This window comes from Nocardioides pymetrozini (assembly GCF_046058985.1).
Taxonomy (GTDB): domain Bacteria; phylum Actinomycetota; class Actinomycetes; order Propionibacteriales; family Nocardioidaceae; genus Nocardioides.
This window is the reverse complement of sequence record NZ_CP175556.1, coordinates 866,996-890,666: the sequence shown is the minus strand read 5'-3', so window position 1 is coordinate 890,666 and position 23,671 is coordinate 866,996. Positions and strand designations below refer to the sequence as shown.

At 72.1% G+C, this 23,671-nt stretch carries 22 protein-coding genes and 2 pseudogenes; 3 read left to right on the top strand and 21 right to left on the bottom strand.

Going from position 1 to position 23,671, the window contains the following annotated elements; genetic code table 11:
* Positions 1 to 67: 67 nt before the first annotated feature.
* Positions 68 to 1,534, bottom strand: a complete 1,467-nt coding sequence (locus tag ACJ5H2_RS04350; protein WP_408898340.1) for an FG-GAP-like repeat-containing protein — start codon at positions 1,532 to 1,534, stop codon at positions 68 to 70.
* Positions 1,535 to 1,789: 255 nt separating this feature from the next.
* Between ACJ5H2_RS04350 and ACJ5H2_RS04345 the strand changes: the two genes are divergently transcribed.
* Positions 1,790 to 3,280, top strand: coding sequence for a WS/DGAT/MGAT family O-acyltransferase (locus tag ACJ5H2_RS04345; protein ID WP_408898339.1), 1,491 nt, complete (start codon positions 1,790 to 1,792; stop codon positions 3,278 to 3,280).
* On the opposite strand, the gene ACJ5H2_RS04340 is transcribed toward ACJ5H2_RS04345, so the two are convergent.
* Positions 3,281 to 4,477: a site-specific DNA-methyltransferase gene (locus ACJ5H2_RS04340; RefSeq protein WP_408898338.1), complete on the bottom strand. Its 1,197-nt coding sequence runs from the start codon at positions 4,475 to 4,477 to the stop codon at positions 3,281 to 3,283. It lies immediately after the preceding gene.
* A 25-nt stretch (positions 4,478 to 4,502) separates the two neighbouring features.
* Here ACJ5H2_RS04340 and ACJ5H2_RS04335 point away from each other — a divergent pair, with 25 nt between their 5' ends.
* Both ACJ5H2_RS04335 and ACJ5H2_RS04330 read left to right on the top strand, forming a co-directional pair.
* A complete protein-coding gene (locus tag ACJ5H2_RS04335; protein WP_408898337.1) occupies positions 4,503 to 5,087 on the top strand; it encodes a mismatch-specific DNA-glycosylase in 585 nt (194 codons plus the stop codon).
* Between the two features lie 90 nt (positions 5,088 to 5,177).
* Complete coding sequence (locus tag ACJ5H2_RS04330; protein ID WP_408898336.1) at positions 5,178 to 5,669, top strand: hypothetical protein; 492 nt, start codon at positions 5,178 to 5,180, stop codon at positions 5,667 to 5,669.
* Positions 5,670 to 5,690: 21 nt separating this feature from the next.
* Here the strand turns inward: ACJ5H2_RS04330 and ACJ5H2_RS04325 are convergent, their stop codons facing one another.
* From ACJ5H2_RS04325 to ACJ5H2_RS04235, 19 genes and pseudogenes are all read right to left on the bottom strand, one after another.
* Positions 5,691 to 6,206, bottom strand: a complete 516-nt coding sequence (locus tag ACJ5H2_RS04325; RefSeq protein ID WP_408899677.1) for a hypothetical protein — start codon at positions 6,204 to 6,206, stop codon at positions 5,691 to 5,693.
* Entirely contained in the window at positions 6,203 to 6,862 is a 660-nt protein-coding gene (locus ACJ5H2_RS04320) for a hypothetical protein (RefSeq protein ID WP_408899676.1), read from the bottom strand. Before ACJ5H2_RS04320 ends, ACJ5H2_RS04325 begins: the two co-directional genes overlap by 4 nt.
* Positions 6,859 to 7,101, bottom strand: a complete 243-nt coding sequence (locus ACJ5H2_RS04315; protein WP_408899675.1) for a hypothetical protein — start codon at positions 7,099 to 7,101, stop codon at positions 6,859 to 6,861. The genes ACJ5H2_RS04320 and ACJ5H2_RS04315 overlap by 4 nt, the downstream gene beginning before the upstream one ends.
* A gap of 56 nt (positions 7,102 to 7,157) precedes the next feature.
* Positions 7,158 to 8,030: pseudogene (locus ACJ5H2_RS04310) on the bottom strand (MlaD family protein); the annotation flags it as partial.
* Between the two features lies 1 nt (position 8,031).
* The gene (locus ACJ5H2_RS04305) at positions 8,032 to 9,375 is read right to left on the bottom strand and encodes an MCE family protein (RefSeq protein ID WP_408898335.1); all 1,344 of its coding nucleotides are present in this window, start codon (positions 9,373 to 9,375) and stop codon (positions 8,032 to 8,034) included.
* Positions 9,375 to 10,406, bottom strand: a complete 1,032-nt coding sequence (locus tag ACJ5H2_RS04300; protein ID WP_408898334.1) for an MCE family protein — start codon at positions 10,404 to 10,406, stop codon at positions 9,375 to 9,377. Before ACJ5H2_RS04300 ends, ACJ5H2_RS04305 begins: the two co-directional genes overlap by 1 nt.
* On the bottom strand, positions 10,406 to 11,428 hold the full coding sequence (locus tag ACJ5H2_RS04295) for an MCE family protein (RefSeq protein ID WP_408898333.1): 1,023 nt from the start codon (positions 11,426 to 11,428) through the stop codon (positions 10,406 to 10,408). The genes ACJ5H2_RS04300 and ACJ5H2_RS04295 overlap by 1 nt, the downstream gene beginning before the upstream one ends.
* Positions 11,428 to 12,465, bottom strand: coding sequence for an MCE family protein (locus ACJ5H2_RS04290; RefSeq protein ID WP_408898332.1), 1,038 nt, complete (start codon positions 12,463 to 12,465; stop codon positions 11,428 to 11,430). The genes ACJ5H2_RS04295 and ACJ5H2_RS04290 overlap by 1 nt, the downstream gene beginning before the upstream one ends.
* Positions 12,462 to 13,772, bottom strand: a complete 1,311-nt coding sequence (locus ACJ5H2_RS04285) for an MCE family protein (protein WP_408898331.1) — start codon at positions 13,770 to 13,772, stop codon at positions 12,462 to 12,464. The genes ACJ5H2_RS04290 and ACJ5H2_RS04285 overlap by 4 nt, the downstream gene beginning before the upstream one ends.
* Complete coding sequence (locus ACJ5H2_RS04280; protein ID WP_408898330.1) at positions 13,769 to 14,698, bottom strand: MlaE family ABC transporter permease; 930 nt, start codon at positions 14,696 to 14,698, stop codon at positions 13,769 to 13,771. Before ACJ5H2_RS04280 ends, ACJ5H2_RS04285 begins: the two co-directional genes overlap by 4 nt.
* Before the next feature lies 1 nt (position 14,699).
* On the bottom strand, positions 14,700 to 15,416 hold the full coding sequence (locus ACJ5H2_RS04275; RefSeq protein ID WP_408899585.1) for an MlaE family ABC transporter permease: 717 nt from the start codon (positions 15,414 to 15,416) through the stop codon (positions 14,700 to 14,702).
* Between the two features lie 567 nt (positions 15,417 to 15,983).
* Positions 15,984 to 16,475 (bottom strand): annotated as a pseudogene (locus tag ACJ5H2_RS04270) (ABC transporter ATP-binding protein); the annotation flags it as partial.
* 30 nt (positions 16,476 to 16,505) lie between these two features.
* A complete protein-coding gene (locus ACJ5H2_RS04265) occupies positions 16,506 to 17,588 on the bottom strand; it encodes a hypothetical protein (protein WP_408898329.1) in 1,083 nt (360 codons plus the stop codon).
* 306 nt (positions 17,589 to 17,894) lie between these two features.
* Positions 17,895 to 18,617, bottom strand: coding sequence for a hypothetical protein (locus ACJ5H2_RS04260; RefSeq protein ID WP_408898328.1), 723 nt, complete (start codon positions 18,615 to 18,617; stop codon positions 17,895 to 17,897).
* A 67-nt stretch (positions 18,618 to 18,684) separates the two neighbouring features.
* A complete protein-coding gene (locus ACJ5H2_RS04255; protein ID WP_408898327.1) occupies positions 18,685 to 19,311 on the bottom strand; it encodes a hypothetical protein in 627 nt (208 codons plus the stop codon).
* 77 nt (positions 19,312 to 19,388) lie between these two features.
* Complete coding sequence (locus ACJ5H2_RS04250; protein ID WP_408898326.1) at positions 19,389 to 20,552, bottom strand: hypothetical protein; 1,164 nt, start codon at positions 20,550 to 20,552, stop codon at positions 19,389 to 19,391.
* Between the two features lie 132 nt (positions 20,553 to 20,684).
* The gene (locus tag ACJ5H2_RS04245; RefSeq protein ID WP_408898325.1) at positions 20,685 to 21,338 is read right to left on the bottom strand and encodes a hypothetical protein; all 654 of its coding nucleotides are present in this window, start codon (positions 21,336 to 21,338) and stop codon (positions 20,685 to 20,687) included.
* 71 nt (positions 21,339 to 21,409) lie between these two features.
* Positions 21,410 to 22,156 carry a hypothetical protein gene (locus ACJ5H2_RS04240; RefSeq protein WP_408898324.1) on the bottom strand — a complete coding sequence of 249 codons (747 nt, stop codon included), beginning with the start codon at positions 22,154 to 22,156 and terminating at the stop codon, positions 21,410 to 21,412.
* 102 nt (positions 22,157 to 22,258) lie between these two features.
* On the bottom strand, positions 22,259 to 23,377 hold the full coding sequence (locus tag ACJ5H2_RS04235) for a helix-turn-helix domain-containing protein (protein WP_408898323.1): 1,119 nt from the start codon (positions 23,375 to 23,377) through the stop codon (positions 22,259 to 22,261).
* Positions 23,378 to 23,671 lie beyond the last annotated feature (294 nt).

The window sequence follows — 23,671 nt, the reverse complement described above, 5'->3', positions numbered from 1 at the left end:
GTGCGCAGGGCGCTCAGGGCGCCCAGGGCGCTCAGGGCGCTCAGGGCGCTCAGGGCGCTCAGGGCGCTCAGGGCGCGGGGAACTCGATCCGGCAGCTCTCGTCGGGACAGGGCGGGGTCTCGGCCCAGACCGTCGCGCGGTCGAACATCGCGCCCGTGGACAGCATCACCTGGACGCCGGTGAACTTCGCCTCGCCGCGCGCCTTGACGACGAACACCACGTCCGCGCGGCCGTCCCCGTCGACGTCGCTGAGCGCGGCCCCCTCGAGGCTGCGCTGCCCGATGGTCGAGGTGCCGGTGAAGCCGGCCTGCTCGCGCGGCTGGCCGTCGGCGAGGTCGTAGACCTTCACCTCGACCTGCTCGTCGTAGCTGCTCGCCGAGACCGCGACCAGGCTGGTGGTGCCGTCGCCGGTGACGTCGCCGACGAGATAGGCGTCGGCGTACAGGTCGTTCTCGAAGACCGCGCCGACCTCGAACTCGCGCCCGGTCGAGCTCAGCATCGCGTAGCCCTGCTTGCCGGAGTAGAAGCCGGCGTAGTCCTCGTCCGTGACCGCCTGCGCCGGCAGCCGGGTCCACAGGTCGGCGTCGCCGTCGTGGTCGAAGTCCCCGCTGCGGATCTCGGTGGAGTCGATCGTCGCGTTCGGCACCGACGCCCAGCGCACCGGCTCCGCGAAGCCGCCCGCCCCGTCGCCGAGCAGCACGTGGACGTCGACCGCGCGGTCCTGGGGGCCGGCCACCGCGAGGTCGGCCGCGCCATCGCCGTCGAAGTCGCCAGGCTGGACGAGGATCCGCACGCCGTACTCCTTGAGCGAGGAGACCGCCAGCCGGAAGGTCTGGTCGCCCGGGAACTCCTTGTCCGCGGACGACAGGGTCAGCTGGCCGGCGTCCTTGACGAAGGTCCAGGTGAGGATCTCGTTCGCCCCGTCGCCGTCCCAGTCCAGGTAGAGGTCGTTCGGCCGCTCGCCGGGCTCGACAGCGAGCTCGCTGGTGGTGAACACGGAGCCGTCGCTGGCGGCGGTGACCTTCGTGGTGCTGTCGTAGTCGGGCGAGAAGTAGAAGACGGCGTCGCCGTGGCCGTCGCCGTCGAGGTCGCCCTGGGTCGCGGCGGGGCGCTCGCCCGGGCCGCTCGCGTCGGCGGCGCTGGCGTCGCCCTCCCAGGGGCGCAGCGCCGCGAGGACGCCGGTCGCGGCGGCGAGGACCACCAGGACGAGCGCCAGCGCGACCCAGGCGCCGAGCCGCCCGCGGCGCGCCCCGGTGGGCCCGGGCGGCATCGGGGGCGGGGCAAGCGGCGGCGGGGCCAGTGGGGGCGGGGCCAGTGGGGGCGGGGCCAGCGGGGGCGGGACCAGCTGCGCCGCGGCCATCGGCGCCGCGGGTACGACGGTGCGCGGCGCGGGGGCAGAGCGCGCCCGCGTGGCCTCGTCGACCGGCGCGAAGAGTGTCGTCTGCCGACGCTCGTCGGTCCAGGCCGTGCCGTCCCAGCGGCGCTCCCAGCCGGCGCCGTCCGGGTACCAGCCGGGCGGAGTGATGTTGCTCAAAGACCCGTTCTCCTCCGTGTGCCGGCGGCCCGGCACGATCGCGGCGCGCTGTAACTAGCCGTTCGTGCTGCTACCTGAGCCGTCTACCGGTCAGGTAGCAGCACGAACAGTTAGATACAGCTCCTGCAGCCGCAGGCCTCCTACCCCGGCGGACCCCCGCTCACTCCTCCCCCGCGCCATCGCGGCCGAACCGCTTGTGGCGCTCGTCACGACGCGCGAGGATCGGGGTCCTCCTGCGACGAAAGGGGCTGCTCCATGGTCTCCGTTCCCGGCAAGCTGATCGACCCGACCTCCGCGGCGTTCCTCCTCGCCGAGAACCGCAACATGCCGATGCACGTCGGCGGGCTGCAGCTCTTCGAGCCGCCGGCGGACGCGGGGCCCGACTTCGTCCGGGAGATGTTCGAGTCGATGCGCGACACCGAGCGGATCGCCCCGCTCTTCCTCAAGCACCCCCACCGCTCGGTGAAGACCGGCGGCACCCTGGTCTGGCGCGAGGACGAGCAGTTCGACATCGAGCACCACGTGCGGCACAGCGCGCTCCCCCAGCCGGGCCGGGTCCGCGAGCTGCTGGAGCTCGTCGGCCGGCTGCACTCCACGCGCCTGGCCTGGGAGCGCCCGCTGTGGGAGACCCACGTGATCGAGGGCCTGGCCGACGGACGAGTGGCGATGTACACCAAGCTCCACCACTCCCTCGTCGACGGGATCTCCGCGATGCGGCTGATGGCGAGCGTGCTCAGCTCCGACCCCGGGCGCCGCGGGATGCCGGCCCCGTTCGCCGACGGCGCGTCCCGCCGGCGGCGCCCCGATTCCGACCGAGCCGCCGGCGACGGGGACGGCCCGGAGTCCCTGCCGGCGGCCGCCGTAGACGCCGCCACGGCGGCCGCCCGCACGATCGCCGACCTCCCCGCGGATGCGGTGCGCACGGCGCTCAGCATCAGCGCCGACGCTGCGGGCATGCCGCTCGCGCTGGTCAAGACCCTGCGCAAGGGCCTGCGCAACGAGACCTCGGCGGTCTCCCTCGCGGCGCCCCGCACGATCTTCAACCAGCCGATCACCGGCGCCCGGCGCTTCGCCGCCCAGGACTGGCCGATCGAACGGATCCGCGGGGTCGGCAAGGCGACCGGGACGACGATCAACGACGTCGTGCTCGCCATGTGCAGCGGCGCGATGCGCACCTATCTCACCGAGCTCGATGCGCTGCCCGAGCAGTCGTTGGTCTCGATGGTGCCGGTGGGCCTCAAGGCCAAGCAGGCCGGCACCGCCGCCGGCAACCCGGCCGACGGCGGCAACGCGATCGGCTCGGTGATGGTGCGCCTGGCCACCGACCGAGCCGACCCCGCCGACCGGCTGCGCGCGATCAGCCAGTCGATGAAGGACGGCAAGGAGGCGCTGTCGTCGATGACGCCGGCGCAGATCGTCGCGATGAGCGCGATCGGGATGGCGCCGTCCATCGTGGTGCCGATGCTGAGGATGCAGGGCATCGTCCGCCCGCCGTACAACCTGATCATCAGCAACGTCCCCGGCCCCCGCGTGCCGCACTACTGGAACGGCGCGCACCTCGTGGGCACCTACCCGGTCTCCATCCCCATCAACGGCATGGCGCTCAACATCACCTGCACGTCGTACGCCGGAAACATGGGCTTCGGGCTCACCGGCTGTCGCCGCACCGTGCCGCACCTGCAGCGGCTGCTGACCTTCCTCGACGACGAGCTCGCTGCGCTGGAGAAGGCGGCGGGCGTCGACTGATCAGGAGGGGTCGAGCTCGGCGAAGCCGCCGCCCACCTGCGCGGCGACGGCCCGCAGCCGGGCCTTCGTGATGGCCGAGACGGTGGCGTAGCCCGCGCGCTCGGCGTTGGACCCCGGGCGGGTGGGCTCGGCGGAGTTCACCGACAGGCAGGTACGCCGGCCACCGTCCGCCGCGTTGGCGAGCGCGACGGCGTGCCCGGTGGTCCCGCTTCCCGCGAAGTAGTCCAGCACGCGCGCGTCGTCGGGCATCGTCCCCAGGATGCGCAGCAGCAGACCGGTCGGCTTGGGCGACTCGAAGACGGGACCGAGGATCTCCTTGAGCTCGGCGACCGCGGTGTCGGTCGAGCCGACCTCCTCCGCGAGCCAGATGGTCCGCAGCTTCTTGCGCCGCCCGCCGACCGGGTGGCGCCAGTCGCGCTGGTAGATGTCGACCCGCTCGCCGCGCGTGCCGCGCACCACCCGGCACTCGAGGTCGTCGGGGCGCTCGTCGACGCGCGGCCGCGACCAGCGCCAGACCGCCGGGGTGCCGTCGCCGAAGACCGGCTTGACCTCGACCGCGCCCGGGAAGGGCTCGCCGGCGACCCGGCCGGTCCCGGGGTCGCCCCACAGCGGGTAGTGCAGCGTGGGGGTGGAGAGCGGGTTGAAGCGCTTGTTGGTGTTGCGCAGCGGCAGTCTCCGGTACCGGCGCCCGTCGGCGGTCTCCAGCGGGAAGTCCGCCTCGACGACGGTGGTCGCCGACGTCGCGTCGAGCACGCAGCGCGCGGCGTCCTTGGCGTAGACGAGGAGGTACTCGTGCGAGGTCGCGAAGCCCCTGCCCAGCTGGCGGCCCTTGGGGTTGAGGTTGACCACGATCTGGGCGAGGTAGTTGGCCTCGCCGTAGATCTCGTCGAGGAGCAGGCGCAGGTGGGCGACCTCGTGGTCGTCGATGCTGACGAAGAGCGCACCGGTCTCGGCGAGCAGCCGGTGCCCCGCCTCGAGCCGCGGGCGCAGGTACGCCGCCCACGCGGCATGCCGCCCCGCCGCACCGGCGCCCCGGGCGCCGCGGAAGTCGTCGGCGTAGGCGAAGTCGTTGCCCGTGTTGTACGGCGGGTCGAGGTAGATCAGGTCGAACGACGACGGCGCCTGCGGTGGCAACGCCGCCAGCACGTCGAGGTTGTCGCCCTCGACGAACATGTTCCGGGCCGGCTCCGCGGTCACCGGCTCATCGTGACAGGCTCGCCGCGTGCCGCGTCGTACCTTCACCCGAGCCGAGCTGGAGTCCTTCCGGGACGCCGTGGTCCCCGACCTGCTCCCGGACTCCCCCGGCCAGGAGCTCAAGCTCCTCTTCGTCGGGATCAACCCGGGCCTGTGGACGGCCGCGACGCAGACCCACTTCGCCCACCCGGGCAACCGCTTCTACCCGGCCCTGCTGCGCGGCGGGGTGATCACCGAGCCCGTCGACCCCGCCGACGGGATGAGCGAGGCGGACCGCGCGATGATGCGCGAGCGGGGCATCGGGATCACCAATGTCGTCCCCCGCGCCACCGCCAAGGCCTCCGAGCTCAGCACCGAGGAGCTGCGGGCCGGTGGCGCCCGGCTCACCGCGCTCGTCGCCCGCGAGCGGCCGCGGGTCGTCGCGATCGCCGGGATCACGGCGTACCGGACCGCCTTCGCCCGGCCCAAGGCGGTGCCCGGCCGGCAGGACGAGGACCTCGCCGGCGCTCGGCTGTGGGTGGTCCCCAACCCCAGCGGGCTCAACGCCCACGAGACCGTCGCCTCGCTGGCCGCGGCCTATCGCGAGGTCGCGCTCGCGGCCGGCGTCATCTGACCTCCCGGGCTTCTCCACAGGCACTCGAGGCTCGATGGCGCGTTCGCGGGCGCGGTGGCACGATCGGGCCACGCGCTGCAGACTGGAGGAGTGGACCTCGTGAACGACCCGCAGATCTGGACCTTGCTCGGGGTGTTCAGCGCGATCATGTTCGCGGCCCTGAGCCTCTCGACGCGCTACACGGTGTCCACCCTTCGCGCGGAGCAGCGGGCCGGGTTGGCCGCACTGTCCGGGGAGATGGCCGAGCTCCGCGGCCGGTTCGGCTCGGTCGACGCCCGGTTCGACGCGGTCGACGCCCGGTTCGACGCGGTCGACGCCCGGTTCGACGCGGTCGACGCCCGGTTCGACGCGGTCGACGCCCGGTTCGACGCGGTCGAGAAGCGACTCGATGACAAGATCGAGGGCCTCGAGGCCCGCCTCACCACCCGCATCGATGCCGTGGAGACCCGCCTCGACGCCAAGATCGACCACGTGTCCGAGGTCCTCGGCATCCGCGTCGACTCCGTCGACCATCGCCTGTCCTGCGTCGAGGACGACCTGAGGATCGTCAAGGCCCACCTGCTGCGCCATCCGGCCGCCTGAGCCTGCGCGAGACAGCCGGGATCAGAGCGGCTCGATCCCGGTGATCCGCCAGTCCCCGCCCTTCTTCGTGGCGGTGACCGAGAGCTGGGCGGCCGAGACCGCCGACTCCTCGTCGCTCGCGCGCTGGGAGGCCTGGTCGAGGAACACCAGGAGCGTCGCGGAGCGCTCGCTCAGCTCCTTGACCGCCGCCACCTGGACCTGGGCGGTGAGCACCAGCTGCTGGCCGGGCGCCTTCTCCTCCAGCGCGGAGAACAGCAGGTCGTACTGCTCGCGGGCCTGCCCGGCGAGCAGGCTGTCGGCGGCCTGCTCGGTCGGTGCGGGGTCGTTGTAGTCGTAGCTGAACACGCGCACCAGCGCGGAGGCGACGGCGGACTGGACGCGGGTCGTCGCGTCGGTGTCGACGACCGCGTGGTTGCCGACGTGGTCGGTGTCGCGGACGCGGTCGGCCTGCCAGAAGGCGACGGCGGCGCCCGCGAGCAGGAGCGCGGCCAGGACGAGCGCCGCGTGGCGTCGTACGACGGTCGTCGCGGCGCTCACTGGAGCTCCACCGCCACCTGGTCGAGGCCCTCGAGGAGCCACTCGCCGCCGACCTTCACCAGGTCGGCGGCGAAGCGGTTGCGCTTCACGCTCGGCTCGGCGGCGGGGTCGGCGTCGTCGCGGACGGTGACCTCGACCGAGGCGATCACGGTGGCCGTGCTGTCGGTGAGGTCGACCACGGCGGCGTCGACGACCTTGCCCGTCGAGACCATCTGCTGGTCGGCCATCAGCTGCCGGGTCTCCTCGTCGGTCGCCACGAGCTGGTCCTTGAGCGTGCCGGTGGAGACGTCGATCCACTTCTCCAGGCCGCCGGCGATGTCGCGGTGGTCGAGGGTGTTCATCGTCTCGATGTGGCTGCGCGCGGTGATCAGGACGGTGTCGCGCAGCTCGGCGCGCTCGACCGCCGCGGCGTCGTGGTCGCCGGCGCGCACCCAGGAGACGACCGCGACGGCCAGCACCACGGCGGCCAGCACGGCCAGGCCCAGCTCGAGGGAGCGTACGCCGGACCGCTCCGGCCGCTCGCTCGCCTCGACAGCCTGCACCTGCTCCTGGTCCTGCTCCTGGTCCTGCTGCTGCACGTCCTCGCTGATGGTGCGCTCCTCCTCGTCGTGCCCGGCCACGGCGGGCGTCACGGTGCCGCCTCCCGGTCCGCTCACCGTCCGCCTCCCAGGAGCTCGCCGAGGTCCTCGACCACGTCGGCGTCCGGTCGGCGCACGGGCGCGTCGCCGGTCCCGGCCACGGCCTGGGGACCGCGCACGTTGCCCTCGCCGCGCGGTGCGGTGCAGCCCGCGCGCCGGTTGAGCGGCGGCCCCTCGGACGCGTCGGTGCCCCGGCGTCGGGTCGTGCCACTGTAGCCCTCGACGCACGGCAAGGGGTTGAAGAAGGTCGGCACCATGCCGAGGCTGATGCTCGGCCGCTGGTCGTCGCCCAGCCGATGCTCACGGCCTCCGGCAGCCGGATCAGCGAGTCCCGTACGCCGGCCGCGTTGGCGCCGAAGATGGTGGCGGTGGAGACCAGGTTGTCCATCAGGTTCGACAGCGGCTGACCGACGTCGCTGATGAGCAGGCTCAGCTGCTCGGCCGCGCCGGGGGTGGCCGCGATGAGGGTGCGCAGGTCGGCGTCCGAGTCGGCCAGGGTCTGCGAGAACAGCGCCAGGTCCCGGCTGTAGGCGGTGATCGCGGCGCTCGAGTCCTCCTGGGTGGCCAGCACCCGGTCGGCGTTGCGGATCAGGGACGCGCTGACCAGGAAGTTGTCGTCGGCCGCCTTCTGGAAGTCCATCGAGGTGTCCAGCAGCCGGCCGAAGTCCTCACTGACGCCCTGGGAGAGCAGGTAGCCCTCGTCGATCGCGGTGTCCAGCGAGTCCGACGGCACGGAGGCGACGAGGTCGCGACCGGCGCGGATCACCTCGGACAGGTCCTCGGGCAGCGCCTCGCTGCCGGCCGTGAGCCGGTCGCCGTCGGCGAGGACCTCGTCGGCGTCGCTGCCGGCCAGGTCGAGGTACTGCTCGCCGATCGAGGACCGGTTGCGCACGCGCGCGGTCGAGTCGGCCGGGATGTCGGGGGCGCCGGGCTCGATCTCGGCGGTCACCTCGACCCCGTCCTCGGTCGGGTCCATCGCGGTCACCTTGCCGACCTGCACGCCGCGGTAGGTGACCTCGGAGTGCACGAACAGGCCGCCGGCCTCGGGCAGCGACACGGTGACCCGGTAGCCGTCGGTGAACGGCGTGAAGCCGACGTACGACGCGCCGAGATAGCTGGTGCCCAGCAGGGCCACCAGGACGAACAGGCCGAGCTTGACGTGGACGCCGCGGGTGAGCTGCTGCATCTCACTCGCCTCCTTCGCTGGTGGCCGGGCCGGTGGGACTGCCGGACCCGCTGGGTGAGCCGCTGGTGGAGCCGCTCGGGCTGCCGGACCCGCTGGGGGACCCACTCGGGGTCCCGGCGGACCCACTCGGCGTACCGCTCGCGGGAGCACTGGGCAGGATCGACGGTCCGGGCACGGTCGGGGTGCCCGTGGCCGGGTTCGCGCTGTCGGTGGAGGGGAGCATGGTCGGCGGCGGCTCCTGGCGGGGAGAGGACGTCCGGGAGCCGGCCGCCGACCTGCCTGCCAGCGGCCCCGATGGCTGGGGCCAGAGGCAGCCAACCGCCGCACATCCCGCAGGAAGGGTGCGGAAGTTGGTGGTCATGAAGACGTTCAGGTAGTCGCCGCGGATCGCGCCGAGCACCGAGTCGGGGAAGGGATAGGTCAGCAGGATCTCCAGCGAGTGGGGCAGGTCCGCCCCGGCCTTCGCCAGCTCCGAGAGGATCGGGTCCAGGGCCCGCAGGTCGCGGACCATGTCCTGCTGCGAGGCGTCGAGGGTGCGCACCGTGATCTTTGAGAGCCGGTCGAGCGCCTGCAGCATCCGGGTGAGCTGGGGGCGCTGCTCGACGAGCACCTTCATGCCCGGCGAGAGCTCGTCGAGGACGCGGGCGATCTGCTCGCGGTCGTCGTCGAGGGTCGAGGAGAGCCGGGCGAGACCGTCGAGGGCGCCGGTGATGGCGTCCTTGCGGCGGTCGAGCACGCCGACGAACCGGTTGACCTCGTCGAGGAAGGCCCGGACCTCGGCCGTCTGCCCCTCGCCGGCCTGCTGCAGCTCGCGGGAGATCTCCTGGAACTGCCCGATCCCGCCGCCGTTGAGGACCAGCGACAGGGCGCCCAGCACCTGCTCTGCGGTGGCCGCGGCGTCGGTGTCGGCGGTGGTCAGCACGGCTCCGTCGGCGAGCCGTCCGGGTGCGGGCATGTTCTCGCCCCCGCCCTCAGGGCGCACGAGGGCGACGTACTTCTCCCCCAGCAGCGAGGTCTGCTGGAGCCGGGCGACGGTGGCGGCGGGCAGGTCGACGTCCTCGCGCACCTCCATGGTGACCACGGCCGTGTCACCATCACCGGCCAGGTCGATGTCGATGACCCGACCGACCGGGACGTTGTCGACCTTGACGCTGGACTGCGGGACCAGGTCGAGGACGTCGGTGAACTCCGCCTTCAGCGTCAGCGGGTCGGACCCGACGTCGGCGCCGCCCGGCAGCGGGGCGTCGTACACGCCGCCGCCGAGCACGCCGCAGCCGGAGACGGCGAGGCCGAGCAGGGTCAGGGCCGCTGCCGTCGTACGACGGGCGGTCGCCGCGGTGCGCATCACTGGGCTCCGTCCAGTCCGGGGAGCAGTAGGGGCGGCGCGTCCGCGGAGGTGCGCGCCGTCTTGCCGTCGTCGCTCCACAGGGTGAGCTCGTTGAGGTTGCCGCGCCCGCTGAGCGTGTTGGACGCGGGGTCGTAGGTGTTGATGAAGTTCTGCAGGGCGAGCGGGATGGTGCGCACCGCCTCGGCCAGCGACTTCTTCTGGTTGACCAGCACCTGGGTCGGCCCGCGCAGCCCGTCGACGCTGCGCTTGAGGGCGCCGCGGTTGTCCTTGACGAAGCCCTCGAGAAGCGCGAGGGCCTTGCCGAGCTCGGTGATCGCGGCCGACAGGTTCTCGCGGTCCTCGGAGAGGTACTGCGACACCACGGCGAGCTGCTGGTTGGCGCCGGCGACGCCCGCGTCGTGGTCGAGGAGGGTCTGGTTGAGGGTGTCGAGGTTCTCGACGGTGGCGAAGAAGTCGTCGTCGACGCCGGACACGGTGGCCGAGGCCTCCGCGAAGTCGCGCAGCATCGTGTTGATCGAGGCGCCCTGCCCGTCGAGGTTCTCGGCGATGGCGTCGAGGAAGTCGGAGAGCGCTCCGTTGCGGTTGGCGCCGTTGGGGCCGAGGGCCTCGCCCACGTCGGCCAGGCTCTTGTACATCTCGTCGATCTCCACGGGCACCGCGGTCCGGGTGATCCGGTCGCCGTCCTCCAGCGCGGGGCCGCGGACCCAGGGCTCGGTGAGCTGGACGTAGCGGTCGCTGACGAGGGTGGGCGCGACCACCACGGCGCCGGTGCCGGGGGCGGCCTTGCGTCCCTCGTCGAGGAGCAGGGTCACCCGCACCTTGCCGCCGACGGGCTCGACCTTGGTCACCTTCCCGACGGGCACGCCGAGCACTTGGACGTCGGAGCCCGGGTAGAGGCCGACCGCGGAGTCGAAGTCGGCGGTCAGCTCGGTGCCGGGCCGCAGCATCCGCACGCCGACGACGGCCGCGGCCACCACGAGCACGAGTCCGGCGACGACCGCCGTCCAGCGCAGGGTCGAGGACTTCATCAGGAACCTCCCGGACGGCAGTCGCGGACCACGTCGTTGTCGAGCACCGGAGCGCCCTTCGCGTCGAAGAGCCCGCAGATGTAGGAGTCGAGCCAGCGCCCGTTGCCCATCGCGGCGGTCAGCATCCGGTAGTAGGGACCGAGCACCTCGAGCGCGTCGCCCAGGTGCTTCTGGTTGCGGCGCAGCATCGCCGCGACCTTGTCGAGCTTGAGCAGCGCCGGCTGGAGCTGGTCCTGGTTGTCGCGGACGACACCGGCCAGCTCCTCGCCGAGGGTGGTGGTGGCGCGCAGCATCTGCCGGATCGACTCGCGCCGGTTGGCCAGCTCGGTGAGCAGCAGGTTGCCGTCGTCGACGAGCTTGCCGATCTCCTCGTTGCGGGCCGCGAGGGTGTCGGTGACGCCGGCGGTGGAGCGGAACAGCCGGGCCAGCTCCTCGTCGCGGCTGGAGATGGTGTGCGAGAGGCGGGTCAGCCCGTCGACCATGCCGCGCACCGACTCCGGGGTGTTCGCGAAGACCTCCGCGAGGGTGGACATGCTCTGCTCGAGCTGGTCGGTGTCGATCTCCCCGATCGTCGAGGACAGGTCGGAGAACGCCGCGTTGACGTCGTACGGCGTCGTGGTGTGCTCGAGCGGGATCGGGTCGTCGAGCGCCTCGGTGCCGAGCGGGTCGACGGCGAGGTACTTCTGGCCCAGGAGGGTCTTGATCTTCACCGCCGCGGTCGACTCGCTGCCGACCTCGACGCCCTTGACCCGGAAGGTGACGAGCACCCGGTCGCCCGCGAGGTCCACCTCGGTCACCTTGCCGACCTTGACGCCCGCGACCCGGACCTCGTCACCGGCCCGCAGCCCGGCGGTCTCGGCGAGATAGGCCTGGTGCTTCGCGCCACCGCCGATGACGGGCAGGTCCTCGGCGTAGAAGGTCGCGAAGAAGGTGGCGACGAGCGCCGCGATCCCGATGACGGCGATGACGACCCGGTTGCGCTCCGCGAAGGCGGTCGGATAGCGCCGCTGCGTGCGTGCCATCAGCGGCACCTCCCCGCGACCGGCCGGACGCCGAGATCGCCGTAGTAGCCCTCGGGCAGGGGGATCCGGCCCTCGATCGAGCAGATGTAGAAGTTCACCCAGGAGCCGTAGCTGGCGAGCTTGGCGAGCCGCTCGATCTTCGTCGGCAGCGTGCGCAGGGCCTTCTCGATGACGTCCTCGTTGTTGGCGAGGACGCCGGAGAGGTCGCCGAGGGCCTTGATGGAGCGCTTGAGCGGGGCCCGGCCCTCCTCGAGCAGGCCGGCGACGCTCTCGGAGAGGTCGCCCATCCCCTCGATGGTCGAGCCGATCGTCTCGCGGTCCTCGGCGAGTCCGCTGACCAGCTGCTGGAGGGTGACCAGGGTGGTGTCGAGCTGGTCGGAGCGCTCCTCGACCACGCCGAGCACCGAGGACAGGTTGGTGATCAGGTCGCCGATGACCTGGTCGCGGTCGGCGAGCGTGGAGGTCAGGCTGGCGGTGCTCGCGAGCAGGCCCTCGACGGTCGGCCCCTCGCCCTGGAACACCGCGATGATCTGGGCGCTGAGCTCGTTGACGTCCTTGGGGTCGAGCAGCTGGAAGAGCGGCTGGAAGCCGTTGAACAGCACGGTGAGGTCGAGCGCCGGCTGGGTGGCGTCGAGGTCGAAGACGTGCCCCGGCTCGAGCCGCCCGCCGGTGACCTTGCCGGGCTCGAGCGCGATGTAGCGCTGGCCGACGAGGTTGCGGAAGCGCAGCATCGCGCGGGCACCCTCGCCGAGGGGCGCCTTGTCGGCCACGGTGAAGGACACCCGGGCGAGCCGGTCGTCACTCACCTCGACGCCGGTGACGGTGCCGACCTTGACGCCGGCCATCCGCACGTCGTCGCCCTTGTTGAGGCTGGTGGCGTCGCTGAACACCGCGACGTACTCGTTGTCCGGCCCACCGCTGCTGTTGCGGATCGTCCCGGCCAGCGCCAGGGTCGCCAGCACCGTGACCAGCGCGAAGACGAGCGACTTGGTGAGCGTGACGCCCAGGGCGCGGTCGGCTCGGATCGGGCGCTTCATCGGATCTCCACCTCCGCGCCGCGCAGCAGCGGCCCGACCAGCAGGCTGCTCCACGTCGGATAGTCGGCCGGGCTGACGCCCGCCTCGGGCGCCATCAGCTCGGCGATCAGCTGGTTCTCGGCGGGCGAGTTCGCCTCGCCGAGGCCGGCGCTCTCGGCGAACACCCGCTGCACCCGCTCGCTGGGCGGCGGCAGGATCCGCTCCGGGCCGTCGGAGCCGTCGGCGGTGGCTCGCCCGGAGACCGCCTTGACGCTGCCGTCCTGGTAGGGACAGCGCGGCGCCCCCTTGGTCGCGTAGCGCGGGTCGTCCTTGCCGAGGACGTAGCGCCCGCGGTCGGGGGTCACGTTGAGCACGACGTGCACGCCCGGCTCGGCGGTGCCCTTGCCGAGCGTCTTGTCCATGACGGGAATGAAGTCGCGCAGCGCCTTGAAGAGGCAGGGGAACTGCACGGCGTACGGCGCCACCGCCTCCAGCGCCTTCCGGCTCTCCTCGGAGAGGGTGATGATCGTGTCGGAGTTCGCGACCATCCAGCCGTTGGTGTCGTCGGCGGCGACGATCACGCCGGCGAAGAGCTTCGAGACGGCGGTGCGCTCCTCGACGAGGGTGCGGGAGGTGGTCGACATGCTCTCCAGGGCGTCGACCAGGTCGGGGGCGGCGTCGGCGTAGGTCTGCGCGACGCGGCCGAAGGCGGCGAGGTCGTCGGCCAGCTGGGGCGCCAGCGGGTTGAGCTTCTCCAGGTAGTCCCCCCAGGCGACGACCGTGTCGCCGATCTCCGCGCCGCGTCCGCGCAGCATGAGGGCGAGCTCGCCGAGGGTGGCGGAGAGCTTGTCGGGCTGGATCGCCTGCAGCACGGGGAGGAGCTCGTCGAAGAGCTCCTCGAGCTCGACCGCCGCGCTCGAGGAGTCCTGCTGGATGGTGTCGCCGGGCTCCAGGGTGGGCCCGCCCCGGTCCGGCCGGACGAGCGCGACATAGCGCTCACCGAAGAGGGTCTTGGGCAGCAGCCGCGCGGTGGTCTCGACCGGCAGGTCGTCGAGCACGTCGGGCTCCAGCGCCAGGGTCAGCGTCGCGCCACCGTCCCGGGGCTCGATGTCGCTCACCCGGCCGACGGGGACGCCGTTGAGCTTGACGTCCGAGCCCTTCTGCAGCGCGCTGCCCACCGTGCCGGTGGTGAGCCGGATGTCGCTGCGGTCGGTGAAGACCTGGTCGTAGGCGAGCCAGGTCCCGACGCCGAGCGCGAGCACGAGGACGCCGTACCCGAGGCCGAGGAGGAGGTCGCGGACCCGGCCCGCGCTCATCGCCGCGCTCATCCCGCGATCCTGACCGTCGTGGTGGTGCCCCACATCGCCATCGAGAGGGCCAGGTCGAGCACGGCGACGACGACGAGCGTGCGGCGCACCGAGCTGCCGACCGCGACGCCGACCCCGGCCGGTCCGCCGCGGGCGAAGAAGCCGAGCCGGCAGTGGATGAGGATCACCAGCACCGCGAAGACCAGCACCTTGCCGAAGGACAGCAGGATGTCGACCGGCGGCAGGAACAGCTGGAAGTAGTGGTCGTAGGTGCCCGCGGACTGCCCGCGCAGCTGCACGGTCACCAGCCGGCTGCCGGCGTACGACGTCAGCAGGCCGATCACGTAGAGCGGGATGATCGCGATGAACCCGGCCACCACGCGGGTGGAGACGAGGAAGGGCACGGCGTCCAGGCCGATCACCTTGACGGCGTCGATCTCCTCGCTGATGCGCATCGCGCCGAGCTGGGCGGTGAAGCCGGCGCCGACGGTCGCGGACATCGCGAGGGCGGCGACGAGCGGCGCGATCTCGCGGGTGTTGAAGTAGGCGGAGATGAAGCCGTTGAGGGTGCTGGTGCCGATCTGGTCGAGCGCGGCGTAGCCCTGCAGGCCGACGACGGTTCCGACGAACAGGCTCATGCCGGTCATCACGCCCACCGTGCCGCCGATGACGGCGAGGGCGCCGGTGCCGAAGCTGACCTCGGAGAGGACCCGCCACACCTCCTTGGGGTAGAGCCGCAGCGCGGTGGGGATGCCGGCGATGACCCGCCCGTAGAAGCGGATGTCCCGCCCGGACTGGGCGACCCGGTCGAGCCGGCGGTCCCACCACGGCCGCTTCGCCGGTCCGGCCGTTGAGGTGTGAGGCCGCCCGCGGTCGGCCGGTTTCGGCGGTCGAGGTGCGAGGCCGCCCGCGGCCGAGCCTCGAGACCCCGGCTGTCCCACTGCCATCTCAGGCTCCCTTCCCGGGCACCAGCTCGAGGTAGAGCGTGGTGACGACGAAGTTGACGAAGAACAGCAGCAGGAAGGTGACGACCACCGACTGGTTGACCGACTCCCCCACGCCCTTGGGCCCGGGGCGGGTGTTGAGCCCGCGGTAGGCCGCGACCACGCCGGCGAGGAAGCCGAAGATCACGGCCTTGATCTCGCCGACCACGAGGTCGGAGATCTGCGCGAGGGCGGTGAAGCTGGCGAGATAGGCGCCCGGCGTACCGCCCTGGATGACGACGTTGAAGAAGTAGCCGCCGAGGACGCCGACGACCGAGACCAGGCCGTTGAGCAGCACTGCGGCGATCACGCAGGCGAGGACGCGCGGCACGACGAGGCGCTGCACCGGGTCGACGCCGATCACGCGCATGGCGTCGATCTCATCGCGGATGGTGCGTGAGCCGAGGTCCGCGCAGATGGCGGCACCTCCGGCTCCCGCGATCACCAGCGTGGTCACGATCGGCGCCGCCTGCTGCACGACGGCGAGCACGGAGGCCGCGCCGGTGAAGGACTGGGCGCCGACCTGGACGGTCAGGGTGCCGAGCTGGAGGGCGATCACCGCTCCGAACGGGATCGCGATGAGCATGGCGGGGACCCACGAGACGCTGGTGACGAACCAGAACTGGTCGAGCAGCTCGCGCGCGGAGAACGGGCGCCTGAAGGCGGCCCGGACGGTGTCGATCCCTAGCGCGAAGAAGGCGCCGGTCTGGTCGAGCGCGCGGGAGACGGGGTCGGGGCGGACGACGGCAGGGGGTCGGTCTGCCTCCTCGTCGTCGGCGACGTACAGGCTCGCCTCGCCGCTCGCCACCCGACGGGCGTGGCGCTCGGTCGCCGGCCGCGGCCGGCCGCTGGCGGGCAGCAGCTGGCGCGGCAGCACCTCGATCGCGCGCGCCCCGGCACGGACCATGGTGGGCGCGCCGGAGGGTCCGTCGATGGGGAAGCCGTAGTCGTCGAGCAGCGGCGCGTTGCTGGAGTGGTCGACCTCCTCGCTCATGCCGATCGGGCCGACCGGGTCGCCGGCCATGAACTGCGAGACGACCGGGTGGTCGGTGAGCAGGAACTGCTCGCGCGGGCCGTACATCACCAGCTGGCGGCGGTAGAGCATGCCGAGGTTGTCGGGCAGGGTGCGGGCGAGCTCGATGTTGTGGGTGACGACGAGCATGGTCGCGTCGGTCTGGGCGTTGACGTCGAGCAGCAGCTGCGCCAGGTTGGCGGTGCGCACCGGGTCGAGACCGGAGTCCGGCTCGTCGCACAGGATGATCTCGGGCTCGGTGACCAGCGAGCGGGCCAGGCCGGCGCGCTTGCGCATGCCGCCGGAGATCTCGCCGGGCAGCTTGTGCTCCTGCCCGAGCAGGCCGACCATGTCGAGCTTCTGCATGGCGATGTCGCGCACCTGCGTCTCGTTCTTGCGGGTGTGGGCCCGCAGCGGGAACGCGACGTTGTCGTAGACGCTCATCGACCCGAAGAGCGCACCGTCCTGGAAGAGCACGCCGAACTTCTTGCGCAGCTCGAGGCGGTGGGACTCCTTGGCGGTGACCATGTCGACGCCGTTGACCAGGCAGCGGCCGGCCTCGGGGCGCAGCAGGCCCATCAGCGACTTCAGGAACACCGACTTGCCGGTGCCGGAGGGGCCGAGCAGGGCCGTGATCTCTCCCGGCGGGAGCGTCAGGGTGACGTCGCTCCAGATGTTCTGGGAGCCGAAGCTCTTCGTGAGTCCGGTGACCTCAACGGTGCCGCCCATGGCGGGCCTCCTGCCTGTCGGTGCGGGTGGTCATGGCTGGTCGGTGGGGGTGCTCGCCGGCCCGGTGGGCGAGTCCGTCGGAGCGGTCGTGGGATCGCTCGGCCCGGTCGTCGGGTCCGTCGGGCCGCTCGTCGGGTCCGTCGGCCCGGTCGTCGGCTCCGTCGCCTCGTCGGTCGGGCTCGGCGTCGGCGTCGTGCTGGGGGTCGGTGTCGGGCTCGGCGTGGGCGTCGGTGTCGGTGACGGGCTGCGCGTCGGGCCGGCCGGCGTGCCGAGGGCCGCGGCGTCGTCACGCGGGCGGGCCGGGGCGCAGTCACAGACGTCCGGGAGCGTCGGGAGGGTCGAGGGCGGTGGGACGACCGGTACCTGCGCCGACTGCCGGGCATAGCGGGCAGCGAGGCGGAGCACGGTGTCCACGAAGCCCGGAGCGTGGTGGTAGGCCCGCAGCGCGGTCTTGAGGCCGCGCGGGGTGCTCAGGTCCTGGCCGGCGCACAGCTGCACGGCCGCCGCCAGCGCGGCGTCGTCGAGGTCGCGCGGGTCGCGGACCCCGTCGGCGTCGGCGTCCACCGCGACCCGCGCCCAGGTGGCGGGGAGCAGGCCGAGCGGCCCGACCGGCGCGTCCCACCGCGGGTCGCCGTCGAGGGCACCCCCGTCGGTGTCCGTGACCTGGCCGCGGCCGCCGCGCCCGTCGAGCGGTCGCCCGACGACGGACCCACGGCCGTGGTCGGACTCGACCCGGCCGATCGCGGTGAGCACCGTCCAGTCCAGGCCGCAGCCGTCCGCGGCGTCGAGGACCGCCGCCGCCCGCTGGTAGGCCGCGAGCGCGTCGGCCGGGACGGAGCCGAGCGACCCCGGGAAGTCGCTCGGTTCCCCGACCCGCTGCCGGCGTACGACGGCAGCCGGGTCCACCGCGACGGCGGGCACGACCGGCGTGCTCTCCTGGGCGGCGGTGGACGTCTGCTGCGAGGACGGCGCGGGAGCCGGCTCCGGCTGGTCGGTCGCGGTGCGGAGCACCTGCACGACGCCGCCGGTCAGCCCCGTCGTCGCGAGGAGCGCGCCGAGCACGGCGGTGCCGACGCTGCGCCTGGTGCGCGCCCCGTGTGGTGCCCGAGACATGGCCCTCCCTCTCCCGTGACTACGGTCACATGTCGTCCGCCTCAGTCAAGGCGGGACGCGCTGTCGCGGCTAGAGGACACGCGCAATTCACCGGGACCCCACACGGATGTTGTGACGCGGGTGACAACTTTTGGCGGCCGCGCCCGGACGGGCGGGGCCGGCGCGGCGTCCTCCGTCGCTGCCCCGGACCCCCTTGTCAGTGCGATGACAAGGCACTGCGCACCGCGGAGACGACAGAGCCGCCGGTCGCGCTGCGACCGGCGGCTCTGCTCTCGGTGGAGGGTCAGGACGCTGCGTGCTGCCCCCTCAAGGGCTCGTGAGAGTGAGCGGCATGCTCCCGGGCGGCGGGACGTTCGTGAACGTGCCGGTGATGGCGATGGTGTCCCCCGCCTGGAAGTCCAGGGTGGCGCACATCGAACCCGTCGGCGGTGCCGGCGTCGACGCGATCGTCAGCCCGGTCGGCGCGGATGAGGTGGCGCCTCCCGCTACAGGGTTGCCGGCTGGCGCGAATACCTGGGTGGTGGTGTCGAATCTACCGACCACGTAGCCCTCGATGTAGATGTCGCAGTTGACCGCACTCAGCTTGGCCTTCACGTTGGTGAGCTTGGCGGGCCACTGCCCGTTCGCTGGGTCGCCGGTGATGGTGACGCCCCACGTTCCGAGAAAAGTCACGGTGGTGGCGCCATAGAAGGGGTTGGTGCACCCTGCAGCCTGGCCGCTCAGCTGAGCCACATTGGCGTGGTAGGCCCGGCTGGCACCGGAGTTGACGACAGGGCCCGCCACGCTGACGCTCGAGCAGTTGAAGCTCTGGCCGATGTCGATGTCGGTGAGGAGGAAACCGGGGACGATGCCTGCGTCCGGGGCGTCGCCCGGCCTGTCATAGCTGCCGACGAAGGTGAGGTTCGGTCCGCCGCTCGGCGTGAAGGTCGTCCCGGCTTGGGCCGCTGTCGTCGTCATCGTGATGACCACGACAGCGGAGACGGCAGAGGCACCAAGGCTGGTGGCAAGGCGAGTGAGGCGTCGGGTCATGTGAGATTCCCTGTCTGATGGCGTTCCGGCGCCGCGGGCGCGGATCTCGGACTGTTCGCGGCGAACCTCAGGGCGAGGTCACCGTCAGGCCGGCGCTGCCGGCGGGCGGAGTGTTGGTGAACCTCCCGGAGAGCGCGACGGTGTCGCCTGCCTGGAGGTCAAGCGTCAGGCACATCGAGCCCGTCGGCGGTGCAGGCGTGGCCGAGATGACCAGCCCGGTCGGAGCGTAGGGCGAGCCCGACGCGGGCGGGTTGCCGACGGGCGAGAACACCTGCGTGGCGGGGTCGAAGACGCCGTTGATGGTGCCGTCGAGATAGAACTCGCAGTTCGCCCAGACAATCCGCCACCGCACGTTGGCCACGCGCGCGGGCCAGCGCCCGTTCGTCGCGTCGCCGGTGATCTTGAAGCTCGGTGTGGTGAGCGCCGTCAACGACGTACCGCCCATGATCCCGTGGGTGCACCCGGACGCACTGAGCGATCCCAGCGTGGCCGCATCGACACCGTAGGCCCTGCTTGCTCCCGGACTGACCACCGATCCGGTCAGCGAGAAGCCGGTGCAGGTGATCGACTGGGCAGGCTCGATGAGGGTGACGACGAGACCGGACATCGTCGGCTGCCCTCGGCTCGCCACGAACGCGAGCCCTGGGCCGCCCGCGGGCGTGTAGGTGGTTGCGGCGTGTGCGACCGTCGTCACGGTCGTGATGAGGAGTGCCGTCGCGGCGATGGCCAGAGTCGTCGGCGCGCCCAGGCGACCGCGGTAGCGAGCCCTCATCATTGCTCACCGGCCGGGATCGGCGGAGTGGGCGGGGCGTCGGGCGGCGTCGGGCAGAGCTTGACGCCGTCGGGGTAGGTGTAGCACTTCTCGAGGTCGTCGAGATCGACCCCGCCGTCCGGGGTGACGACGCCCGACTGGGTGACCCGAACGGGGTTGTTCGGCCCGGACGCCATGGCGGTGACCAGGGGGCTCAGATCATCGCTCGTACCCTTGCAGCCGGTGAACTCGGGAATGGTCATGCCCGTCGAGTCGGGGAGCGTCCGACCGCGGTCCTCATAGTAGAGAGGCGAGTCGAGAGGACCGAGCGAGCCCTTTTGGAGACCGTCGAACGCGCCGAGATTCCCGCCACCACCTCCGGAGTAGCCACCGCTGGCCGCCTGCCCCTCGTTGTACAACGAGAGCTGAGCTGGGCGTGCGGTGCGGCACGAGTCGCCGACGTCGACTGGGACCCCGTCGACGCGAAGGTCGCTGATGGCGATGTTCACCCGGCCCTCGACGAAGGCGTGGGCGTGATACCAGTGAGCGTCGTTTCCTGTCGTCTCACAGCCACGCCGGTTGAGCGACCAGAGCATGATCCTGAGCGGTTCGACCTTGCCCGCCACGCGGGGCGTCGTCAACGTCAGGGTGGCGGATGCCGGCACGGAGCCGAAGGCGAGCAGGTTCACACGCGTCCGCGCGATGACGCCGACGTCGACGCCTCCGCCCGCACTCTTGGCGCGCGGCGAGACCGGATACAGACGGTAGCGCCAGAACGCTCCGCGAAACTGTGTCTCAGGATCGGACGTGGCACAGTCAGGTTGCTCGAAGGGGTCCGGCACGCAGACCGGATTGCGCTGTGAGCAGAGGTTCTTGAACCCCGTGGGATTGTCGACCGGGGAGTTGAAGAGGTTGCTGTAGAAGACACCCCAAATGGGGTTCTCGGGACCGATCGTGATGTACATCTTCGAGCGTCGTACGACGGTGCCCTGACTGTTGGCGACCGTACCCCGTTCGGTGGCGTAACCATCCAAGCCCGGAAGATCGCTCTCGCCAGGCACATCGGGATCACCGGGCGCGCTGCTGCTCGGCAGCGACAGCAACGCGATGACCAGGCCGACCAGGATGCTGACGACAGCACCTCGCCTCATCGGCGCGATGTCGCGCAGGTGTCGAGTTCGCATGGTGTCGGATGACCTCCGAGTCGGCTGTGCAATGAAGGTGCAATGAAGGTGCAATGAAGGTAGTGCAGGAGAACCGCCACGGCCGGTGGCGCGGACCCCGAGGTCCGCACCACCGGCATGGCGGTCAGGCGATCACGGGTTGGAGATGTCCAGGGCCGTGCTGCCGGCGGGCGGGGTGTTGGTCCAGTAGCCGCCGACCGCGACCGTGTCACCCGGCTGCAGGTCGAGGGTGACGCACATGCTGCCCGTCGGGGCGCCCGCGCCCCCGTCGATGGTCAGGCCCGACGCACCGGCGTTGGGCGTGAACTTCTGGGTGCTGTCGTCGAACCGCCCGTTCACGACACCCGTCACGCCGAAGGTGCAGTTCGCCGCGGTAACGGTCGCCTTGACGTTCTTCAGCCGGGCCGGCCACGAGGTGCCGCTGGCGTCACCGGTGACGGCGACGGTCCACGTGCCGACGGGGGTGACCGTGGTGGGACCGGCCAGCGGGTTGGTGCAGCCGCTGGACGTCAGGCTGCCGAGGGTGCCACCGTCGACGCCGTAGGCACGGCTGGCGCCCGAGTTGATGATGGACCCGCTGAGGTTGAACGTCGTACAGGTGAGCGTCTGGCCGGCCTCGATGTCGGTGAAGCTGACGTTGGTGCCGACGAAGTTGGCGCCGGGACCACCGGTCGGGGTGTAGCTGGTCGCGGCCTGGGCGGCGGTCGCGCTCATCGAGACGACCGTGGCGGTGGCGGCGGCCGTGGCGGCGAGGCCGGTGGCGAGGCGGTTGATGCGCTTGTTCATGGGGATCTCCTTCATGGGGGTGGATGGATGGTGCGGGTGGAGCGTCCGGGGGCGGGGAGGCGGGGTGGGCCTCACGCCGGGGGGCGCGGGTTGGCGAGGTTCAGCGACAGGGTGTTGTCGCTGCCGGGCACGATCGCGTTGATCGGGACCGAGCCGAACCACGGGAAGAAGCCGGGGATGTCGAAGAAGTTCAGCGGCGTGCAGCCGGTGAAGTTCCCGATCGCGTACGTCGCGGTGAGCGGGCCGCCGCCGTTGATGGTGAAGTAGCCGGTCGGCGGGGTGGTGCTGTTGTCGATCGGGCTGCTCACGTTGATCGTGACGGGGTTGATCGTGTGGCAGTTGCTGCCGACGGCCAGCGGCCACCAGATGCCGAAGACCTTGGCCTGCACGTTGCTCAGCTTGATGTCGTACTTCACCTGCGACTCGAGGTCGAGCGCCTGGCGCGGCGACGGCAGCTTGGTGAGCGTGCCGGTGATCGGGCCGACCTGGGTCATCGTGACGGTGGCCCGCGACGGGATGCCGAAGATGTCGAAGTTCATCACCTGGCTGGGGATGTTCATGGTGCCGTCGACGATGGGCGTCGGCAGCGCCGCGAGGGTGTCGATGGTGACCTCGATCGTGGTCGGGCCGATCGGCATGTCGGCGTCGACCTGGGCGCCGACGTGGGTGGAGCCGACGGCGTCGTACACGACGGACAGGTGGCCGCTGTCGTCGGCCTGGGCGGCGGGTACGGCGACCGCGCTCGCCATCGCGGCGAGCACGGCGACCGCGCCTGCCACGAGAGTGGAGCGGCGGCGTCGGGTGAGGGTGGTGGTCACGGGGGTCCTCCTGGGGTTCGGGTGGTGTCACTCTTGGAAGTGCGGTCGGCGCGGGTCAACGAGTTCGGCCCGCAGGTAGGGGAAATCCGGACGCCCGTCCGGTCAGGGCGCTCGTCCGCGGCCGATCTCCGAGCGCCACCGGTCGAGCGCGGCGTGGAGGGCGACGACGAGGGCCGCATGCGCGGCCGGGTCCTCGAGCGCGGACCCGAGGAGCTCGCGGCCCTGGCGGAGGCGGTCGTGCACGGTCTGCTTGGCGATGTGGTGGGCCGCGGCGACCTCGGACAGCGAGCCCCGGGTCTCCAGCCAGCTCAGCAGCACCTCGCCGACCTCGATCCGACGGGCCGGCTTGAGCGCGGCGAACTGGGCGAGGTACTTGTCGACCAGGAGCTCCGTCAGCGCGGGGCGCCCGGCGACGAGCAGCTCGGCGGCGACGTCGGCGCACGAGGTCACCGGGCGGTCCGCGACGATCAGCCCGGCCCGGATGGCCGCCGCTGCCTGGCGCGCGAGCTGGAGCGACTCGGACACGTCGGAGACGGGGCGCGGCGGCCCGGTGACGACCCGGTCGTCCGGCTCGAGGCCGGCGAGGCCTGCCTCGGGCACCAGCAGCGCGCGCCCGGCGGGGTCGACGAGCGCGTCCGGCATGGCGGCGACCGCAGCACCAGGGGTGCCGGCGACCCACACCACCGGCAGGTATGGGCGGGCCGGGTCGATGCCGGCCAGCACGAGCAGCTCCTCGGGGACCGCGGACGAGGCGAAGACCGCCCGCGCCACCATGGCGCGGCGCGCCTGCGGCGCGAGGGCCATCATGGTGAGGGCCTGCCGATGGCCGGCGAGCGCCGCGCGATGGAGCTGGTCGAGGAAGCGCTGCAGTCCGCAGCGCAGCGCGTCGCGACTCTCGGCCGGGTGGACCCGGGCGATCACCTGGTCGGCGCGGCGGGCGCGCTCCTCGACGATCTGGCGCAGGTCGCGACTGAGCCGCTCCGCGCTGTGGCCGCGTACGGCGGCCCGCCGACCGATCCGCATCAGGGCCGGCCCGACCTGGCGGACCGCGTCCTCGGACCGCCCGTCCGCCGCGACGAACGCGCGGGTGGCGACCACGACGGAGTGCGCCACGGCCGGCGGGAGCGGGCGCTCGGCCACGTCGAGGTCGTGGCACAGCGCAGCGACCAGGGCGTCGTCGTCGACGATGTCCCTCCACTGGCGGATCGCGCTCCCGATCACGACCGCTCCCTCCCGCGGCACCCGGACCGGCCGCGGTACGAGCCAGCCACAGCGCCGAGAGGTGCCGCAAGGGAGCCGCCGCTCCCGGACGGCGTGCGGGCCCTGCCTTGTCAGGCGGGTGACAACGGTCACATCCGGCGGCGTCGGCGACGGGCGGCAGGAGGACGCTCGCACCGCTGCACGGTCGGGCCGAGCACCAGAGTTGTCATGCGGGTGACAAATTCCCCCGTGGCTCGGCGGGCGGAGGTATGTTCCACGACACACCGGTGGGGCCGGTGGGGAGGGACACGACAT

Bases quoted from the DNA above. Each gene is read 5' to 3' on its own strand.
- ACJ5H2_RS04345 (WP_408898339.1), top strand. From the start codon at position 1,790: ATGGTCTCCGTTCCCGGCAAGCTGATCGACCCGACCTCCGCGGCGTTC.
- ACJ5H2_RS04280 (WP_408898330.1), bottom strand. From the start codon at position 14,698: ATGGCAGTGGGACAGCCGGGGTCTCGAGGCTCGGCCGCGGGCGGCCTC.
- ACJ5H2_RS04250 (WP_408898326.1), bottom strand. From the start codon at position 20,552: ATGCGAACTCGACACCTGCGCGACATCGCGCCGATGAGGCGAGGTGCT.
- ACJ5H2_RS04295 (WP_408898333.1), bottom strand. From the start codon at position 11,428: ATGGCACGCACGCAGCGGCGCTATCCGACCGCCTTCGCGGAGCGCAAC.
- ACJ5H2_RS04245 (WP_408898325.1), bottom strand. From the start codon at position 21,338: ATGAACAAGCGCATCAACCGCCTCGCCACCGGCCTCGCCGCCACGGCC.
- ACJ5H2_RS04260 (WP_408898328.1), bottom strand. From the start codon at position 18,617: ATGACCCGACGCCTCACTCGCCTTGCCACCAGCCTTGGTGCCTCTGCC.
- ACJ5H2_RS04305 (WP_408898335.1), bottom strand. From the start codon at position 9,375: ATGCGCACCGCGGCGACCGCCCGTCGTACGACGGCAGCGGCCCTGACC.
- ACJ5H2_RS04300 (WP_408898334.1), bottom strand. From the start codon at position 10,406: ATGAAGTCCTCGACCCTGCGCTGGACGGCGGTCGTCGCCGGACTCGTG.
- ACJ5H2_RS04265 (WP_408898329.1), bottom strand. From the start codon at position 17,588: ATGTCTCGGGCACCACACGGGGCGCGCACCAGGCGCAGCGTCGGCACC.
- ACJ5H2_RS04315 (WP_408899675.1), bottom strand. From the start codon at position 7,101: ATGGTGCCGACCTTCTTCAACCCCTTGCCGTGCGTCGAGGGCTACAGT.
- ACJ5H2_RS04290 (WP_408898332.1), bottom strand. From the start codon at position 12,465: ATGAAGCGCCCGATCCGAGCCGACCGCGCCCTGGGCGTCACGCTCACC.
- ACJ5H2_RS04285 (WP_408898331.1), bottom strand. From the start codon at position 13,772: ATGAGCGCGGCGATGAGCGCGGGCCGGGTCCGCGACCTCCTCCTCGGC.